This is a genomic window from Streptomyces sp. NPDC042346, assembly GCF_055581845.1.
Map to the genome: position 1 here is coordinate 940759 of NZ_JBVJEH010000002.1, position 17562 is coordinate 958320.

The window sequence follows — 17562 nt, forward strand, 5'->3', positions numbered from 1 at the left end:
TCGCGGACTCAGACGTCGGTGCGGACGACGACCACGAGGGTGCGCGGGCCGTGCACCCCCTCCACACGCTCCAGCTCGATGTCCGAGGTGGCGGACGGGCCGCTGATCAGGGTCGTCGGGCGTTCGGGGACGAGTCCGGCGAGCATCTCCGGGACCCCGACGGCCACCGAGGACAGGTCGACGACGCACACGTGGACGTCGGGGACGAGGGACAGTGCGCGGCGGCCCTGGTCGGCCGAGCCGTCGAGCACGATGGTCCCGGTCTCCGCGCAGCTCGCGGCCGAGGCCGTCACGACCGCGTCGAGGGTCTCCAGGGCGGAGGGCGGCACGTCGGCCCGGTCCTCCTCCGTCGCGCCGTCCCAGCCGTCGAGCCAGGAGCGGTCCAGTCCTGCGGGCAGCCCGACGCGGCGGGCGCCGAGGCCTTCGAGGACCTCGGCGAGGGTCGCGGCGGTCTCCCGCGCCGTGCAGGTCCGCACCTGCGCCTTGTAGTCGAGGAGCCGGTCGGTGAAGAGCGCGAGGCGCTCGTCGTCGGGGAGGGTGCGGTCGCGCCGGTAGTCCCGTGCCGCGGTGACGGGCGGACGCGGGGCGAGGGCGAGCGCGTCCCGTACGCGTCCGAGGACGGTCTCGCGTGCGGTCATCGGTCCTCCTGCTCGGTGTCGTCGGGGGCCTGACCGGGGGCGGCGTCGGCGAGTGCGCGTCGGCCCTCCTCGGAGGCGTACCAGTCCCGGAAGGTCTGCCGGGGCGGGGCGGGGGTGTCGCGGCTTGCGCTCCAGCCGTTCAGCGGCGGGGGCAGGCGGGAGATCGTGCCGTCCCGTCCGGCGGCGACGCGGCCGAGCCGGGCGGCCTTCTGGGCGGCCGTGTAGAGCTTCGGCCGGCCCATGACGGCGGCCGCGGCCTTCATGGCGAGCTGTTCGGCGCTCCGGCCGGTCCGTTCGGTGGTCTGGTGCCGGAGTTCGACGAGGAGCGACGGGATGTCGATCTTCACGGGGCAGGCGTCGTAGCAGGCGCCGCAGAGGGTGGAGGCGTACGGGAGGGAGGCGTTGGGGTCGTTCTCGACGGCGTGCGTGCCGGCGAGCTGGGGGGTGAGGACGGCGCCGATCGGGCCGGGGTAGGTCGATCCGTAGGCGTGGCCGCCGACGCGCTCGTAGACCGGGCAGACGTTGAGGCAGGCCGAGCAGCGGATGCAGTGGAGGGCTTCGCGGCCGACGGCGTCGGCGAGTGCGGCGGTGCGTCCGTTGTCGAGCAGCACCAGGTGGAACTCCTGCGGGCCGTCGCCCGGTGTCACGCCGGTCCACAGGGAGGTGTAGGGGTTCATGCGCTCGCCGGTGGAGGACCTCGGGAGGAGTTGGAAGAAGACCTCCAGGTCGGCGTGGAGCGGCAGGACCTTCTCGATCCCCATGACGGTGATCAGGGTGCGCGGCAGGGTCAGGCACATCCGGCCGTTGCCCTCGGACTCCACGACGGCCAGCGTGCCGGTCTCGGCGATCCCGAAGTTGGCGCCGGAGACGGCGACCGGGACGGTCATGAACTTCTCGCGCAGATAGGCGCGGGCGGCGGCGGCGAGATCGGCGGGACGGGAGCTCAGGCCGGGGTCGACGCCCGGGATCTCGTCCAGGAAGATCCGGCGGATCTCGTCCCTGTTGCGGTGGATCGCGGGCACCAGGATGTGGGAGGGCCGGTCGTCGGCGAGCTGCACGATCAGCTCGGCGAGGTCGGTCTCGTACGCGGTGACGCCGTGGCTCTCCAGGTGCTCGTTGAGGCCGATCTCCTGGGTGGCCATCGACTTGACCTTGATGACCTCGCGGCTGCCGGTCGCGGCGACGAGGCGGGTGACGATGTCGTTGGCCTCCGCCGCGTCGCGGGCCCAGTGCACCGTGCCGCCGGCCGCGGTGACCTTCTCTTCCAACTGCTCCAGGAGTTCCGGCAGTCGGTTCATGACGTCGGCCTTGATCGCCGCCCCCGCGGTGCGCAGCTCCTCCCAGTCGGGCACTTCGGCGGTGACGGCCAGGCGCTTGGCGCGGATGGTGTGCGTCGCCTTGTGGAGGTTGGAGCGGAGCTGGTCGTTGTCCAGCTCGGTCGCGGCCGCCTTCGGGAACGCCATGTCGCCGCGCAGGTTTCCCTCGCCGTACGGGGAGCGGGGCGGGGGTGCGGGCATCCCGAGGAACGTGCTGCTCATCGTGCGGCCTCCGTGAGGGGGTGCGGCGCGGTGCGGGTGGCGGCGAGGATCTGGGCGAGGTGGAGCGTGCGGGTCCCGGAGCGGATGCGGGACAGGCCTCCGCCGATGTGCATGAGGCACGAGGAGTCGCCGGCCGTGCAGACGGCGGCGCCCGTCGCCGCCACGTGGCGGAGCTTGTCGGCGAGCATCGCCGAGGAGGTCGCGGCGTTCTTGACGGCGAAGGTGCCGCCGAAGCCGCAGCAGGCGTCCGCCTCGGGGAGTTCGGCCAGGTCGATGCCCTCGACGGCCCGCAGCAGGCGCAGGGGTTTGTCGCCGACGCCGAGCATCCGCAGGGAGTGGCAGGTCGGGTGGTAGGTGACGCGGTGCGGGAAGTACGCGCCCACGTCCTCGGTGCCGGCGATGTCGACCAGGAACTCGGAGAGCTCGTAGGTCTTGTCCTTCACCGCCGCGACGCCGGCGCGCAGGGCGGGGTCGCCGTACCGGTCGGCGACGGTCTGGTGCTGGTGGCGCACACAGCCGGCGCACGAGCCGGAGGGCATGACGACGGCCTCGATGGACCGGTCGCCGAACTGCTCGGCGAAGTTGCGGACCAGGGGTACGGGCTCGCGCTGGTATCCGGTGTTGACGTGCATCTGGCCGCAGCACGTCTGGTCCGGCGGGAAGACCAGCTCGTGGCCGAGCCTGGTCAGCAGCAAGGCCGTCGCCCGTACCGCGTCGGGGAAGAGGGTGTCTCCCAGACAGGTGGCGAAGAGTCCGATGCGCATGGGGACCTCCACGGTGAAAAGTATGGTCCGACCATAGGGCCCGCGACCCGTTCCGCCAAGGGGTGACCACAGTATGGTCGGACCTTACGAGGGTCGGGGTGACCACACCGGCCCGCTCCCACCCGCCTGCCGCCGCAGGCGGGCGCGGCTCTACTCGTCGCCCTCCGGCGGGACGGCCAGGGTGCCGTGGAACCCGCGAATGTGCCGCTCCACGAGCTCCGCCGCGGCGGGTCCGTCTCCCGCCCGGACGAGCCGCAGCAGCTCGGCGTGTTCGCGGTTGAGCTCCTCGGCGGTCGCGGTCCAGTCCTCGGCGGCCTCCTCGGCCTGGAGGATCAGGGTGCGCACGGACTCACGGACGGCCGAGGTGAGCGTGGAGACAAGGCCGTTGCCCGAACTGCGGGCGATCAGTACGTGGAAGGCGGTGTCCAGCTCGTTGAAGAGCGCCACGTCGGCACCCGCGTCCCGCATCCGGGCGAGCAGCTCCTCCGCCTCGTCGAGGTCCTCGTCCGAGGCGCGACGGGCGGCCGCCTCGACGCTGGAGCGTTCGAGCAGGACCCGCGCCTCCAGGACGTCCTCGACGCCGTAGCTGCCGAGCGCGAGGTGGAGGCGCAGGATCCGGCCGAGCGCCTCGTCGGGGTTGCGCACGATGCGGGCGCCCGCGTCCGGACCCCGACCGACGTTGGCGACCAGCACCCCGATGGTCTCCATCACCCGGAGCGCCTCGCGCAGGGCGGACCGACTGACGCCCAGCGCCGGTGCGAGCTCACGCTCCGGCGGCAGCCGGTCCCCCGCCTTGAGCTCGCCGGCGAGGACCTGCCGCTCAAGGCTCTCCAGTACGAGCTCATGCGTCCGCGACTGCTTCACCGGTCGCCGTTCGGCCATCTCGGGCGCTCCCCTCTTCCCGGAACGGGCTCCGTATCCCGCTACCACCCTCACTATGGTCCGACCACACCACCGACAGAAATCAGATAGGAAATAGGCTCGGACCGACACCGCCAGGGGCGAAAAACCTGGGCGCCCGCAGCGCGAGTTCGCGTTTTTCCTATAGGAAAACGCGTCTGATCCCTTGACACACCTCACGGCTGCCGCTGCACTCTGCTCTGTCACCGAGTCCGGTCATCCCCACCGAAGGAGCCGCACGCCCATGACCGACCGTTCCCCCACGCCTCCGCCCTTCGACAACCAGGCCGCGATGTCCCGCCGTGGGCTGCTGCGGGCGGCGGCGACCGTCGGCGCCGTGTTCGCCCTCTCCTCGCTGCCGGAGTTCACTCCGTCAGCCGCCGCCGTGACGCGCCCCGGCTCCCTGTCCCTGGTCCCGGACGCCGACGCGATCGCCCTCTGGTACACACGGCCCGGCGCCGAGAGCAAGGTCGTCGAGGAGGGCCTGCCCATCGGCAACGGCCGGCTCGGCGCCCTGGTCACCGGCGACCCGTCCCGTGACCTCCTGGTGCTCGCGGACGCGACGCTCTGGACCGGACACGCCAACGCCGCCCTGCAGTCGGACGGCCAGTTCCCCTACGACACGGGGAACTTCGGCACCTTCGGCATGCTGGCCAAGGCGTACGTCGACGTTCCGGCCCACGCCGCCACGGCGATCAGCGGCTACCGCCGCACGCTCGACATGAGCAACGGCCTGGTCACCGCCACGTACCAGGTCGGCGGCGTCACCTACCGGCGCGAGGTGTTCTCCAGCCACCCGGACGACGTCGTGGTCGTCCGCCTCACCCAGAGCGGCGGCGGCTCCTACACCGGCTCGATGACCCTCGCCGGGACCCGGGGCGAGACCGTGTCCGCGAACGCTGGCGCCGCCGAGGTGTCCTTCGCCTCGACCCTGGCCAACTCGCTGAGGTACGCGACCCTGATCAAGGCGGTCGGCACGGGCGGTTCCGTCTCCGCGACGGGGACCAAGGTGACCTTCACCGGCTGCACCGAGGTCGTCCTGGTCGTCTCCGGCGGCACGAACTACAAGGCCGACGCGTCCGTCCAGTACAAGGACACAGCGCTCGTTCCGCTCACCGTCGCGCGCGGCAAGGCCGTGCAGGCCGCGGGCGCCGCGGGTTCGGCCCTGCTCGCCACCCACGTCGCCGACTTCCGGCGCCTCCAGCAGCGGACGACGGTGAACCTCGGGGCGTCCAGCGCCGCGCAGCGGGCCATGGACACGCCCGCACGGCTCGCGGCCCGGGCCGCGTCCGGTGCCGCTCCCGACCCCGAACTCGAAGCCTCCTACCTGGAGTTCGGCCGCTACCTGACCATCTGCGGATCGCGTGACAGCCTGCCGACCAATCTCCAGGGTCTGTGGATCGACACGAACACCCCGTCGTGGATGAGCGACTACCACACCGACATCAACGTCCAGATGAACTACTGGCTGCCCGACCGGCTGGGCCTGGCCGAGTGCTTCGACGCCTTCACCGACTACTGCGTGGCCCAGCTGCCGGGCTGGCAGGCGACGACCCGGAACCTCTTCCAGGACTCCCGGAACCGGTTCCGCAACACCTCAGGCACGGTGGCCGGGTGGACGCTCGCCATCTCCACGAACGTCTGGGGCGGCAACGGCTGGTGGTGGCACCCGGCGGGCAACGCCTGGATGTGCAACTCGCTCTACGAGCACTACGCGTACACCCTGGACACCGCTCACCTCGCGAAGATCTATCCGCTCCTGAAGGGCGCCTGCGAGTTCTGGGAGTCGCGTCTCCTCACCATGACCGTGCCGGACCCGGCGGGCGGCACGCGCGAGGTCCTCGTCGACGACCACGACTGGTCGCCCGAGCACGGCCCGCAGGACGGGCGCGGCAACACCTACTCCCAGGAACTGGTCTGGCAGCTGTTTCGGAACTACCGGGCGGCGGCGGCCGAGCTCGGCAAGGACGCCGCGTACGCCACCACCATCGGCGGGCTCCAGGCCCGGCTCTACCTGCCCGAGGTCAGCGCCACGAGCGGCTGGCTCGAGGAGTGGATGAGCGACGACAACCTGGGCGAGACCGCCCATCGTCATCTCTCCGCCCACGTGGGCCTCTTCCCCGGCGATCGCATCACCCTCCAGGACTCCCCCGCCCCGCTCGTCGCCGGCGCCACCAGGCTGCTGGAGGCGCGCGGCATGCAGAGCTTCGGCTGGGCGAACGCCTGGCGGGCCATGTGCTGGGCCCGGCTGAGCCAGGCCGACAAGGCGTACCAGCTCGTGGTCAACGTGCTGAGGCCCTCGGTGAACTTCGGCAACGGCAGCGCGATCAACTTCTTCGACATGTACGGCCTGGGCGGCAGCTCGGTCTTCCAGATCGACGCGAACTACGGCACGCCCGTCGCCATGGTCGAGATGCTGGTCCAGTCACGTCCCGGACGTGTCGAACTGCTGCCCGCCCTGCCCAAGGCGTGGGCGGCCTCCGGCTCCGTCACCGGCATCGGCGTGCGGGGCGGCCTCACGGTCGATATGAGCTGGACGTCGGGCCAGGTCACCGGCGCCACGCTGCGCGGCGCCGCCGGCAGGACGACCACGGTCGCCTTCGGGTCGTGGAGCACGACCGTGACCATCCCTCCGGCAGGCGCGGTGACCGTCGCTCCGCCCGCGCAGTACACCGTCTTCCAGCTGGTCAACCGCAAGTCTGGCCGGGCGATCGACGTCCCCGGCGCCGACACCTCGGCGGGCACCGGCCTCATCCAGTACACCCCGAGTTCCGCCGCCAACCAGCGGTTCCGCTTCGTCCCGGTCGGCGGCGGGCTCCACGAGATCCTCACCACGCACGGCGGCACCCCGCTGGCCTGGGACGTCTCCGGGGGCGGCGCGGCCGAGGGCGCCAGGCTCGTCCAGTGGCAGCCGACGCACGCGACCAACCAGCAGTGGAAGGTCACCGACACGGGCGACGGCCACGTGACCCTCACCTGCGCCCGCAGCGGCAAGGTCCTCGGAGTCACCGGCGGCTCGACCGCCAACGGCGCGACGATCGAGCAGCAGACGGCCGACGGCGGCACCGGCCAGCAGTGGCGGCGCGTCGGCATATGAACCCGGCGCGTCCGACACGGAACCGCCCCGCCGGTCGAGCCCGGCGGGGCGGTTCCGTGCGGCCGGTGCGGCCCGCGCGGTTCCGTGCGGCCCGTGCGGCCGGTGCGGTTCCGTGCGGGCTACGCGGTCAGCGGCCTGCCAGGAGGCACAGCAGCCGGGCCACTTCGGTCGCCACCGCGTCGCGCGCCGGGCCGAGGTACTTGCGCGGATCGGCGACGTCCGGTGCCGCCGCGAGCCGCTCCCGTACGACCCCGGTGAACAGCTTGTTGAGGTGGGTGGAGATGTTGACCTTGGTCATGCCGACCGCGACGGCCTTCGCCAGGAGCGCGTCGTCGACGCCCGAGGAGCCGTGGAGCACGAGCGGCACGGGGAGGGCCTCCTTCAGCCGCGCGATGAGGTCCAGGTCGAGGACGGCGTCACGGGTGAGCATCGCGTGCGAGCTGCCCACGGCGACGGCCAGGGCGTCGACGGCCGTCGACTCGACGAACCGGCGCGCCTCGTCGGGGTCCGTACGGACGCCGGGGGCGTGCGCTCCGTCCTTCCCGCCGACCTCGCCCAGCTCCGCCTCGACCCACACGCCGGCCCGGTGGCAGTGGTCGGTGACGCGCCGGGTGGCGGCGACGTTCTCGCCGTACGGCAGCTTGGAGGCATCGAACATGACCGACGTGAGGCCGAGTTCGACCGCCTCGTGGACGAGCTCCGTCGACTCGGCGTGGTCGAGGTGCACGGCCACCGGCACGGCGGCGGCGCGGGCGACGGCGAGCGACGCGAGCGCGATCGGGGCGAGGGAGCCGTGATAGCGGACGGTGTTCTCGCTGATCTGCAGGATGACCGGCAGCCCGGCCTGCTCTGCTCCGGCGACGATGGCCTCGGCGTGCTCGATCTGCACGACGTTGAAGGCACCGACACCGGAGTTCGCGTCACGTGCGGGGCCGACGATGCCGTCGGTGGGGGTCAGGGGCATGGCGTTCTCCACAAGCGGTGGTAGAGGACCTTCCGACCATCCGTCCGTCAGGCGGAGGCGTCGTCGAGGATGACGGAGCGGGTGAGGTTGCGCGGGCGGTCCGGGTCGAACCCCTGCGCCTCGGCGAGGTGAACGGCGAGCCGCTGGGCGACGATGAGGTCGGCCAGCGGGTCGAGCCCGGTGGCGGCGTCGTCCGGGCCGGCGGGTGCGTCGTCCGACCCGGCGGCGAGGATCCCGCCGACGCGCGCGATGTCGTCACGGAGGCCGGTGGGCACGGCGCCGAAGATCCAGGCGACGCGTCCGGGTCCGGTGATGCTGATGGGGCCGTGCCGGTACTCCATGGCCGGGTAGGCCTCGGTCCAGGCGCCGGCGGCCTCGCGCATCTTCAGGGCGGCTTCGAGCGCGAGCCCGTACGTCCAGCCGGTGCCGAGGAAGCTGAACTGCTCCGCGGCGCGGATCTCTTCGGCGAGCGGGAGGGCGATCGCCCGTTCCGCGTCCTCGACGGCACGCTCCCACGGGTGGACGCCGGGCGGCAGCGCGCCCTCCGCCTCCAGGTGGGCGCGGAGCAGGAGCAGGACGGTGGTGGCGAAGCGGGTCTGGACGACCGACTCCTCGTCGGCGAAGTCCAGCACGGCGACGGAGTCGGCGGCCGTCATGACGGGGGTGGCGGGGTCCGCGGTGATCGCGGAGGTCGCCACCGCTCCCTTGGACCGCGTCAGCACGTCGAGCACCTCGGTGGTGGTGCCGGATCGGGTGATGGCGAGCACGCGGTCGTACGTGCGCCCGGTCGGGAACTCCGACGCGGCGAAGGCGTCGGTCTCGCCGTGGCCGCCGTTCTCGCGCAGCTGTGCGTAGGCGAGGGCCATGAACCAGGAGGTCCCGCAGCCGACGACCGCCACGCGCTCGCCCCGCCGGGGCAGCACGTCGGCGAACGAGGCGACGGCCCCGGCCGCACGCCGCCAGGCGTCCGGCTGGGATGCGATCTCGACCGAGGTGCGAGAGGTCTCGAAGGTGGTCACGCGATTCCTTAGGTTCGTAGGTGTCGGCCGTGCTGAGAACCCTGAGCATGCTGTGCCACACACGCCAGGGATGTCAATTACTGCTCGATACTCGACGATAGTGAGCGGCTTTCATCAATCTAGATGATTGAAGTGTCGGAAACGAGAGCCTTCGAGGTGCGGATCGCGCGCAGGGCACACCCGCTGGCGTGCAGGAATTCCCGCTGCATCGTGCTGTTCGAGACCGCGGCGCTACGATCGGCTTCGCGCATGCCTCCCGGTACCGATACCCGAGCGCGTGCGATCGGGAACGTTCCGTGCGCAGAGGGGTGTGACGCGTGTCCAAGCAGGAGCGGTGGAGCAAGCTGCTGGAGCTGCTGGCCGTCGAGGGAAGAATCGACGTGGAGGAAGCCGCCGAGTCCGTCGGCGTGTCACCCGCGACCATCCGCCGGGACCTCGACGGGCTCGCGGAACAGCGGATGCTCGTCCGGACGCGCGGTGGAGCCATCGCGCACGGCGTCTCCTACGAGCTGCCGCTGCGCTACAAGTCCTCCCGGCACGCGTCCGAGAAGCAGCGCATCGCCGCCGCCGTGGTGGAGCTCCTGGGCGTGGGGGACGTCGTCGGGCTCAACGGCGGTACGACCACGACCGAGGTCGCCCGGGCGATGGCGCTCCAGGCGGGCGGCAGTCCGCCGGGCGAGCCGTGGGAGAACACCTCCGGGACGACGTACACCGTCGTCACCAACGCGTTGAACATCGCCGGCGAGCTGGCGGTCCGCCCGCAGATCAAGATCGTGGTCACGGGCGGCGTGGCGCGTCCGCAGACCTATGAGCTGGTCGGCCCGCTCACCGCGGGCGTGCTCAACGAGGTGGTGCTCGACGTCGCCGTGCTCGGCGTGGACGGCGTCGACCCGCAGCTCGGGGTCATGACGCACCAGGAGGACGAAGCGGCCATCAGCAGGCTCTTCACCGAACGCGCGCGCAAGGTGATCCTCGCGACCGACTCCTCCAAGATGGGCCGGCGCGCCTTCGCCAGGATCTGCGGACTCGACCGCGTCGACGTGCTCGTGACCGACTCGGGGCTCGCTCCCGACCTGGCGGCCCGGATCACGGAGGCGGGCATCGAGGTCGTCACCGTCTGACGGGGCCGCCCCCGCCCCCCGCCCCCCGGCCGGGGGGCGGGGGCGTCCTGCGTGGGGTCAGTCGGCGTCCGCGACGCAGCGGAAGCCGATGTTGCCGGCGCTGCTGTCGGGGGTGTTGGAGCTGCGGGCGTCGACGCGGTACCGGAAGCAGTAGCTCTCGTGGCACAGGTAGGAGCCGCCCCGCATCACCTTGCGCTCCCCGCGCGGCGGCCCGGCGGGGGCGGTCCGCGGGCCGGTGGCGTGCCATGTGGGGTGGAACCAGTCGGCGCACCACTCCCACACGTTGCCGCAGGTGTTGTGCAGCCCGTAGCCGTTGGGCTCGTACGCGTCGGCCGGTGCGGTGCCGAGGTGGCCGTCCGCGCCCGTGTTGCGCGTGGGGAACTCGCCCTGCCACACGTTCATCCGGTGCACGCCACCGGGTTCGCGCTCGTCGCCCCAGGGGTAGCGGGCCTGCACCAGGCCGCCGCGGGCCCCGTACTCCCATTCGGCCTCGGTAGGCAGGCGCTTGCCCGACCACTTCGCATAGGCCCGGGCGTCACGCCAGGTGACATGGACCACCGGGTGGTCCATGCGGTCGGCGATGCCCGAGCCCGGGCCCTCGGGACGGCGCCAGTCCGCACCGGTGACCTCCCGCCACCAGGGGGTCGCCGGTACGGGGCGGCGGCCGCGTACGCCGTCGGGCAGCAGACCGGCGAACACGAAGGAGGTGCCGAACCGCTCGGCCAGCGTCACCCATCCGGTGGCGTCGGTGAACGCGGCGAACGCCTCGTTGGTGACCGCCGTCGTGTCGATCAGGAACGGAGCGAGGCGGATCTCGCGCACCGGGCCTTCTCCGTCGGCTGCGTAGCCGTCTCCGGCGTCGGTGCCCATCAGGAACGTACCGCCGGGCAGGCGCACCATGCCGGGGTGTCCGGCCGGGAGGTCTCCCACCGCCACGCCCGGTTCCCTGGCCTGCGGCTGCCGCAGGCTCGGTTCCGCGACCGGCAGTTGCCGCTCCCGCCCCGCCTCGCGGCTCGCGGCGCAGCACGACCGCTCCTGACTCACGACCTCTCGGCTCACGTCAGGGTCACCGGTGCGCCGCTCGTGCGGCTGCGGCGGGCGGCCTCGACGATCGCGACGATGTCCCGCACCTCCGCCTCGGGGACGTTGGGGATACCGGTACGGCAGGCGTCGACGATCGAGGTGAGCAGTCCGGTGAGCATGGGAGGTCCGGCCTCGATGGTGAACTCCCCTTCTCCACCGGGACCGTTGACGCGCCCTGTCGTGAGCGGTGACCACCGCTCCTCGCCGCCGAGGGTCGCCACCCGTCCGTCCGGCCAGGACAGCGTGACCCTGTCGCCGGTCGAGGCGTCGACGTACGCGCATCCCGGCCCGAGCGCCGCGACCGCGAGGTCGACCAGGTGCACGCCGTACCAGGCCAGGAACGGGTGGCCGGGCTGGGTGGGCAGCGGGCCGGTCAGGTCGACGCGGTCGGCCCCGCCTCCACTCCCGCCCACAGCGCGCCGGAACTCGGGGGTGAAGCGCTTCGGCGAGCCCGCCAGGGGCAGGCACCCGTGCGTGGCTGCCGTCGCCAGCATGGCCGTGGCGTCCTCGGTCGTGAGAGCGAAGCGCGTGTCGACGTAGACCGGTTTGCCGAACGGTGCCAGCCGGGTGAAGTACCCGGCGTGGGTACGCGCGTCGGAGGCGACGACGAGCAGGACGTCACAGCGCTCGGCGACCTCCTCGGGGGTGGCGTACAGCGGAACCCCGAGGTCTGTCACCTCCTGGGCGAAGGCGTCGATGCGGTCGCGGCTGAGCGGGAAGTCCTCGGCCGCCACGCCCTTCCAGGCCGCGACGACCGTGCCGCCGGGCACGGCGCCCGTGACGCCGTCGCCGAACAGCCGGGTGAACGACGGTGCGTGCGGGGAGTCGACGCCGATGAGTCCGCACCGCAGGGGTGGTGCGGTCACGTCGTCCGTCATCCCTTCACCCCCGACGAGGTGACGCCGGCGACGATGTGCCGCTGGAGGACCATGAAGATCACGAAGCAGGGGATGAAGCTCACCAGAGCGGCGGACATGATGCCGGCCGTGGACACCGTCTCGGTGTGCAAGGTGGCGAGTCCGACCGTCAGGGTGCGGGCCTCGTCGGTCTGGCCCACGACCAGCGGCCACAGCAGGTCGTTCCAGTGCCACAGGAAGACGAAGATGGCGAGCGTGGCCAGGACCGGCCTGATCAGCGGCAGCACGATCCGCAGGAAGGTCCGCCACTCCCCCGCACCGTCGATCCGTGCCGCGTCGAACAGCTCGTCGGGCAGGTCGCGGACGAACTGCCGGATGAGGAAGACCGCCTGGGCGTTGGCGAGGGTCGGCATGACCAGGCCCCACAGCGTGTTCACGCCGTCCATGCGGGCGACGAGGACGAACGTGGGGATGAGGGTGGCCTGCATCGGCACCATCAGGGTGGCGACGATCGCCCACAGCAGCGCGTTGCGCCCCGGGAACCGCTTGCGTACCAGGGCGTAGGCGGCCATGGAGGCGGTGAGGAGGATGACCACCACGGAGACCACGGAGTAGACGAGGGAGTTGACCAGCCAGAGCGGGAACTCGCCGACCTCGAAGATCCGGGTGATGTTGTCGAGCGTCAGGGAGTCGGGGATCGCGTGCGGCAGGGTGGGCGCGTCCTCGGGCGAGAGGGCGAGGACGACCACGGCGATCAGCGGCGCGACGGTGAACAGCGAGGCGGCGGTGAGCGCGAGGGTCGGCAGCCAGGCGCGGGGCCGGCGGGCAACGGGGCGGCGGGCGCCGGGGCGGGCGGCGTCGAGGGCGGACGGCGGAGTGGTCACGGGGTCTCCTTGCCTTCGACGAGGCGGCGCTGGACGAGGGACAGGACGAGCACGATGACGAAGAGGACCATGCCGATCGCCGCCGCGTAGCCGAAGTCGAGGAACTTGAAGCCCTCGTCGTAGAGGAAGTAGATGAGGCTGTGGCTGGCCCGGCTGGGGCCGCCGCCCGTCATCACGTAGATGGTGTCGAACACCTGGAAGCCGATGATCGTCTCGATCACGAGGACGAAGAACATCACGGGCCTGAGCAGCGGGAGGGTCACGTGCCGGAACGCCTGCCAGCTGGTCGCCCCGTCGAGGCGCGCCGCCTCGTGGACCTCGGCGGGCTGGGCCTTCAGGCCGGCGAGGAAGACGAGCATCGAGTATCCGAAGCCCTTCCACACCGAGACCAGCGCGAGGCTGGCGAGGACCAGGAGCTGGTCCCCGGAGAGGAACGGGACCGGGCCGAGGCCGAGCCCGCCGAGCGCGGCGTTGAGCGGCCCGTCGCCGTCGAAGATCCAGGACCAGATGATGCCGGCCATCACGAAGGAGCTGAGGTAGGGGACGAAGAGCACGGCCCGGAACGTGCCGGTGAACCGCACCAGTCTGTTCAGGAGCAGCGCACCGGCCAGGGAGACGACGATGATGAGCGGCACGAAGACGATCACGTAGCTCACCGTCACGCCGAGGCTCTGCCAGAAGTGGGGGTCGGAGAACAGGCGGGTGTAGTTCTCGGCCCCCAGCCAGGTGACGTCGCCGTTGAGGCGGTAGCGCGTGAGGCTCATGGCCCCGGCGCCGGCGATGGGGAGGAACTTGAACACCGCGAAGATGACGAGCGTCGGCAGCACGAACAGGATGCCGGCCATGGCCTCACGGCGCTTGCGGCGGCGGCGGGCCGCCCGGCTGCTCGGGGTGAGGTGCGAGGGCTCGGGACGGCGGAGCGGTCGGCGGTCCGAGTCGGTGCTCGGAGGTGTGTGCACGGACATGGCGGCCTATCAGCGGGGAGGGTTCAGGACCGGGCGAGGAGGTCGCGCGCTTCGTCGGCGGCCTTCTTCAGCGCCTCCTGCGGCGTGCGGTCACCGCTGAGGGCGGACTGGATGTAGGGCGCCAGCGTGGCCATCACCTGGCGGGCGGCGGGCGAGGGCTCACCGGCGTTGGCGTACGCGAGCGCTTCGTTCAGGGCCTGGACGTCGGGTCCCGTGCCGGGTGCCTTGACGTCGGTACGGGTCGGGAAGGTGCCCGACGCGGCGTTGAGCGAGGCCTGTGCCTCGGCCGAGGTCAGGTACGCCAGGACCTCGTAGGCGGCTTCACGGTTCTCGTCCTCGTTGATGGAGGTCAGGGAGAGCAGGCCGGGGTTGCCGTAGGTCGCCCGGACGGCGCCCTGGAGCGGCAGGCCGAGGGCCACGTTCCCCTCCCCGAGCGCGGCGCGCATCTGCCGGAGTTCGGGCAGCGAGGTGACGGCGCGCATCGCGACCTTGCCCTGGGCGATGGGAGCGCCCTCGACCTTGGGGCCTTCGGTCACGGCGTCGGCGGGCAGGCCGCCCTGCTTCTTCAGGTCGACGAGGAACCGGAGGGCGGAGACGCCCTGCTCCGAGTCGAAGGCGACGTCCTTGCCGCCCTTGGCGAAGACCGTTCCCCCGGCCTGCCAGAGCAGCGGGTAGAAGGAGAGGTTGAGCGTCTGCTCGCTGCTGCCCGCGTAGTCCATGACGGCGATGCCCTTCTTGGCGAGCACGGGGGCCGCCTTGAGGACGTCGTCCCAGGTCTTGGGCAGTGCGAGGCCGGCGTCGGCGAAGATCTTGGTGTTGTACGCGGTGGTGTTGATGTTCTGGAAGACGGGGACGCCGTAGAGCTTGCCGTCGAAGGTGGCGGCCTTCAGCGTCTCGGGACGGAACGCCTTCCGCTGGTCGGCGACGGCGTCGTCGACGGGCAGCAGTCCCCGCACCTTGTCGTAGGTAGCGGCCTGGTCGGGCGTGATCAGCACGATGTCCGGTCCGGAACCGGCCGCGAGGGCGGCGGATATCTGCGCGTCGCGCTTGTCGAAGGTCTGCAGCTCGATGTTCAGGTCGATGCCGGGGTGGGCCTTCTCGAAGGCGGCTTCGGTCCGGTCCCAGTACTTCTTGCTCGCCGCCTCGTCCTTGATGACCGGGTACATCCACAGGGTCACCTCGGCCTTCCCGTTCCCGTCGGAGGCGGAGCAGGCCGTGACGACCAGGACGGCGGAGGCAGCCAGGGCCGCGAAGCGGAGCGGTCGTGTCCTCATGCGGATTCTCTCTCTCGGGACGGAGTGGCCCGCGCCGCGTCGGTGAGCGCGGCGAGGGCGGCGCGGTGGCGCGGCAGCAGGGCGTCGGGGGTCAGGAGGGGGTCGTCGGTCTCGCGCATCCAGCGGAGCAGGGCCTCGGCGAGGCCGGCCCGTACGGGGGCGAGGGCGGGGTCGTCCGCGCGGTTGTCGCACTCGTGCGGGTCACGGACGAGGTCGTACAGCTCCAGGGCCGGACTGGATCCGATGGAGGGTCCCCGGAGGACGGCGGGCAGGCTGCGGTGGATCCAGGACTGGGTGGGGTCCATGGCCTGCGGGGCGTTGGAGAAGTTGGCGACGAGTTTGTACGAGGCCGACCGCGCGGAGCGCTTCGGGTCGTAGTAGATGTGGTGGGTGAGCTGCCCGAAGGTGTGGGTACGGGCCGGGCGGCCCTGTTCCACGACGGGGACGAGACTGACGCCCTGGCCGTCCGCCGGTCGTGGCAGGCCGACGAGTTCGCACAGGGTGGGCAGGACGTCGACGTGGCTGACCATGGCGTCCAGGCGGCGGGCGTGCCATGCGGGTCGGCCGGGCACGCGCATCATGAGCGCGACTTCCAGGCCGGGGTCGTAGAGGGTGCACTTCGCCCGGGGCAGGGCGAGGCCGTGGTCGGTGGTGAACACCACGATCGTGTCGTCGCTCAGGCCGAGCGTGTCGAGGCGGGCCAGGATGCTGCCGACGCCCTCGTCCATGTGGCGTACGGCGCCCTGGAGTTCGGCGATCTCCTCGCGGGCGCCTTCGTCGTCCTGGAGGTACGGGGGGACGGTGATCCCGAGGGAGTCGTCCGGGGTCACCGTGTCGCCGAGGAAGCCCATGACTCCGGGGCGGTCGTTCTTCGACGGTGTGCGGTGCGGTTCGTGGAACCCGACCTGGAGGTAGAAGGGGGTGCCTGCCGCGGCCGCCCGGTCGAGCGCCTCGACGGTGCGCTCGACGACGGTGTCGCGGTCGCCGCCGCTGCGGACCCGGTCGAAGCCGAGGCGCTCGGCCACGGCATCGTCCGACAGGACCCGTGACTCGTGGTGCACGCCGACGAGTTCGGTCGTGTACCCGGCGGCGCGCAGCCGGCCGGCGAGGTGGGTCGCGGGGTCGGCGAGGTCCCAGCCGAAGGGGTCGTGGGTGAGGCCGAGGACCCCGTTGGTCTGCGGGTACGTGCCGGTGAACAGGGAGGCCCGGGCGGGGCTGCAGTGGGGGGCGGTCGCGAAGGCCGCTTCGAACAGCGCCGACTCCGCGGCGAGTGCGTCCAGGTGCGGGGAGACCACGGTGGGGATCCCGTACGCGCCGAGGAACCGTCCCAGGTCGTGGCAGTGGAGCAGCAGGATGTTGCGTGGCGTGGTCACGGTCATCCCCTTGTCGCCAGGTCCTCGCGCGTGAGCGCGTGTTCCAGGGGTTCTCCGGCCAGATGACGGCGGATCTCCTCGACGACGATCCGCCCGGCGCGCTGCCGCGAGTCGGCGGTCGCGCCCGCGAGATGCGGTGTGAGGAGGGCGTTCGGCAGAGCGCGCCAGCGGTCGTCGACGGGCAGCGGTTCGCGGTCGAAGACGTCGAGGGCGGCGTCGATCCGTCCCGAGGCGACCGCGTCGAACAGGGCGTCCATGTCGACGAGCGAGGGCCGGGAGGTGTTGACGAACCGGGTGCCGTCCCGCATGGCGGCGATCTCGTCCGCGCCGATCATGCCGTGGGTCTCCGGGGTGGCGGGGGCGTGTACGGCGACGACGTCGCTCGACGCGAGCAGGTCCCGCAGTCCGGTGGTGAGTCCGGCCAGCGGATCACCGGGCCGGACGTAGGGGTCGTGGACGCGGATGTCGGCGCCGAGCGCCCGGCACATGTCGATGTAGCGCCGCCCGGTCCGCGAGGCGCCGACGACGCCGATGCGGGCCCCGCCGATCTCGCGTGCCCGCTCGGACCCGGCGGCCGTCTCCCAGCTCCGGCCGGAGCGGAGCGCGTGGTCGTGGCGGTGGGTGCGGCGCAGCAGGGACAGGGTGAAGCCGAGGGAGAGCTCCGCCACGGCCGGGGCCATCGCCGCTCCCGCCTGGGAGACGGGCAGTCCGGTGGCCCAGAAGTCGTCGCTCACGAGCTGGTGGAGCGAGGACGCGGCGTGCATGACGAAGCGCAGGTCGGGTGCCAGTGCGAGGCGGGTGGCGTCGAGCCGGGGGAATCCCCAGGCGGTGACGAGGACGTGTACGCCGTCGAGGGCCCGGCGGAAGGCGTCCTCCGCGTGCAGCGCGGCCGGCTCCCGCTCGGTGACCTCGCCGAGGGCTGCCAGTGCCTGGAGCGTCGCCGGGGGGAAGAAGGCTTCCTTCTCGGCCGGGGGGACGCTCAGAAGGATCCGGATGTGCGAGTCCGGGAGGCGCTGCTCCCGGACCGCTCCGAGGTGGTGACTCATGCGGCGAAGCTAGCCACCGCAGTTACTTCTGTCAATGAC

15 protein-coding genes are annotated in these 17562 nt (G+C 72.0%); 2 read left to right on the plus strand and 13 right to left on the minus strand.

The window, feature by feature from the left end:
* Positions 1 to 8: 8 nt before the first annotated feature.
* The 4 genes from ACZ6K0_RS12795 to ACZ6K0_RS12810 all read right to left on the minus strand — a co-directional run bounded on the left by ACZ6K0_RS12795 (position 9) and on the right by ACZ6K0_RS12810 (position 3822).
* Positions 9 to 638 (minus strand): LutC/YkgG family protein, encoded by a 630-nt coding sequence (locus ACZ6K0_RS12795; RefSeq protein WP_376399244.1) that lies wholly within the window; start codon positions 636 to 638, stop codon positions 9 to 11.
* A complete protein-coding gene (locus tag ACZ6K0_RS12800; RefSeq protein ID WP_469232006.1) occupies positions 635 to 2176 on the minus strand; it encodes a lactate utilization protein B in 1542 nt (513 codons plus the stop codon). Before ACZ6K0_RS12800 ends, ACZ6K0_RS12795 begins: the two co-directional genes overlap by 4 nt.
* Positions 2173 to 2940, minus strand: coding sequence for a (Fe-S)-binding protein (locus ACZ6K0_RS12805; protein WP_376399250.1), 768 nt, complete (start codon positions 2938 to 2940; stop codon positions 2173 to 2175). The genes ACZ6K0_RS12800 and ACZ6K0_RS12805 overlap by 4 nt, the downstream gene beginning before the upstream one ends.
* 150 nt (positions 2941 to 3090) lie before the next feature.
* Positions 3091 to 3822: a FadR/GntR family transcriptional regulator gene (locus ACZ6K0_RS12810; protein WP_469232007.1), complete on the minus strand. Its 732-nt coding sequence runs from the start codon at positions 3820 to 3822 to the stop codon at positions 3091 to 3093.
* A 262-nt stretch (positions 3823 to 4084) separates the two neighbouring features.
* Between ACZ6K0_RS12810 and ACZ6K0_RS12815 the strand changes: the two genes are divergently transcribed.
* Positions 4085 to 6937, plus strand: a complete 2853-nt coding sequence (locus ACZ6K0_RS12815) for a glycosyl hydrolase family 95 catalytic domain-containing protein (RefSeq protein ID WP_469232009.1) — start codon at positions 4085 to 4087, stop codon at positions 6935 to 6937.
* A gap of 127 nt (positions 6938 to 7064) precedes the next feature.
* Here ACZ6K0_RS12815 and ACZ6K0_RS12820 read toward each other — a convergent pair whose 3' ends face one another.
* Complete coding sequence (locus ACZ6K0_RS12820; RefSeq protein ID WP_469232011.1) at positions 7065 to 7901, minus strand: class II fructose-bisphosphate aldolase; 837 nt, start codon at positions 7899 to 7901, stop codon at positions 7065 to 7067.
* Between the two features lie 47 nt (positions 7902 to 7948).
* Positions 7949 to 8920, minus strand: coding sequence for an SIS domain-containing protein (locus ACZ6K0_RS12825; RefSeq protein ID WP_469232012.1), 972 nt, complete (start codon positions 8918 to 8920; stop codon positions 7949 to 7951).
* A gap of 317 nt (positions 8921 to 9237) precedes the next feature.
* Between ACZ6K0_RS12825 and ACZ6K0_RS12830 the strand changes: the two genes are divergently transcribed.
* The gene (locus ACZ6K0_RS12830; protein ID WP_376399265.1) at positions 9238 to 10041 is read left to right on the plus strand and encodes a DeoR/GlpR family DNA-binding transcription regulator; all 804 of its coding nucleotides are present in this window, start codon (positions 9238 to 9240) and stop codon (positions 10039 to 10041) included.
* A gap of 57 nt (positions 10042 to 10098) precedes the next feature.
* Here ACZ6K0_RS12830 and ACZ6K0_RS12835 read toward each other — a convergent pair whose 3' ends face one another.
* Genes ACZ6K0_RS12835 through ACZ6K0_RS12865 form a run of 7 tightly spaced genes read right to left on the minus strand, consistent with a single transcriptional unit; the run spans position 10099 to position 17523 of the window.
* Entirely contained in the window at positions 10099 to 11085 is a 987-nt protein-coding gene (locus ACZ6K0_RS12835; protein ID WP_469232217.1) for a formylglycine-generating enzyme family protein, read from the minus strand.
* A gap of 11 nt (positions 11086 to 11096) precedes the next feature.
* On the minus strand, positions 11097 to 12002 hold the full coding sequence (locus tag ACZ6K0_RS12840) for a Gfo/Idh/MocA family oxidoreductase (RefSeq protein ID WP_469232014.1): 906 nt from the start codon (positions 12000 to 12002) through the stop codon (positions 11097 to 11099).
* Positions 11999 to 12865: a carbohydrate ABC transporter permease gene (locus ACZ6K0_RS12845; protein WP_469232016.1), complete on the minus strand. Its 867-nt coding sequence runs from the start codon at positions 12863 to 12865 to the stop codon at positions 11999 to 12001. The genes ACZ6K0_RS12840 and ACZ6K0_RS12845 overlap by 4 nt, the downstream gene beginning before the upstream one ends.
* Positions 12862 to 13830: a carbohydrate ABC transporter permease gene (locus tag ACZ6K0_RS12850; RefSeq protein WP_469232018.1), complete on the minus strand. Its 969-nt coding sequence runs from the start codon at positions 13828 to 13830 to the stop codon at positions 12862 to 12864. Before ACZ6K0_RS12850 ends, ACZ6K0_RS12845 begins: the two co-directional genes overlap by 4 nt.
* Before the next feature lie 23 nt (positions 13831 to 13853).
* Positions 13854 to 15104 (minus strand): extracellular solute-binding protein, encoded by a 1251-nt coding sequence (locus tag ACZ6K0_RS12855; protein WP_469232020.1) that lies wholly within the window; start codon positions 15102 to 15104, stop codon positions 13854 to 13856.
* Positions 15101 to 16477, minus strand: coding sequence for a sulfatase family protein (locus ACZ6K0_RS12860; RefSeq protein WP_469232022.1), 1377 nt, complete (start codon positions 16475 to 16477; stop codon positions 15101 to 15103). Before ACZ6K0_RS12860 ends, ACZ6K0_RS12855 begins: the two co-directional genes overlap by 4 nt.
* Positions 16478 to 16479: 2 nt before the next feature.
* A complete protein-coding gene (locus tag ACZ6K0_RS12865; RefSeq protein WP_469232023.1) occupies positions 16480 to 17523 on the minus strand; it encodes a hydroxyacid dehydrogenase in 1044 nt (347 codons plus the stop codon).
* Between the last annotated feature and the right edge of the window lie 39 nt (positions 17524 to 17562).

What these genes read in the sequence shown, in the direction of transcription:
- ACZ6K0_RS12820 (WP_469232011.1), bottom strand. Translation starts at nt 7,901, where the DNA reads ATGCCCCTGACCCCCACCGACGGCATCGTCGGCCCCGCACGTGACGCG.
- ACZ6K0_RS12850 (WP_469232018.1), bottom strand. Translation starts at nt 13,830, where the DNA reads ATGTCCGTGCACACACCTCCGAGCACCGACTCGGACCGCCGACCGCTC.
- ACZ6K0_RS12865 (WP_469232023.1), bottom strand. Translation starts at nt 17,523, where the DNA reads ATGAGTCACCACCTCGGAGCGGTCCGGGAGCAGCGCCTCCCGGACTCG.
- ACZ6K0_RS12840 (WP_469232014.1), bottom strand. Translation starts at nt 12,002, where the DNA reads ATGACGGACGACGTGACCGCACCACCCCTGCGGTGCGGACTCATCGGC.
- ACZ6K0_RS12795 (WP_376399244.1), bottom strand. Translation starts at nt 638, where the DNA reads ATGACCGCACGCGAGACCGTCCTCGGACGCGTACGGGACGCGCTCGCC.
- ACZ6K0_RS12855 (WP_469232020.1), bottom strand. Translation starts at nt 15,104, where the DNA reads ATGAGGACACGACCGCTCCGCTTCGCGGCCCTGGCTGCCTCCGCCGTC.
- ACZ6K0_RS12800 (WP_469232006.1), bottom strand. Translation starts at nt 2,176, where the DNA reads ATGAGCAGCACGTTCCTCGGGATGCCCGCACCCCCGCCCCGCTCCCCG.
- ACZ6K0_RS12805 (WP_376399250.1), bottom strand. Translation starts at nt 2,940, where the DNA reads ATGCGCATCGGACTCTTCGCCACCTGTCTGGGAGACACCCTCTTCCCC.
- ACZ6K0_RS12810 (WP_469232007.1), bottom strand. Translation starts at nt 3,822, where the DNA reads ATGGCCGAACGGCGACCGGTGAAGCAGTCGCGGACGCATGAGCTCGTA.
- ACZ6K0_RS12815 (WP_469232009.1), top strand. Translation starts at nt 4,085, where the DNA reads ATGACCGACCGTTCCCCCACGCCTCCGCCCTTCGACAACCAGGCCGCG.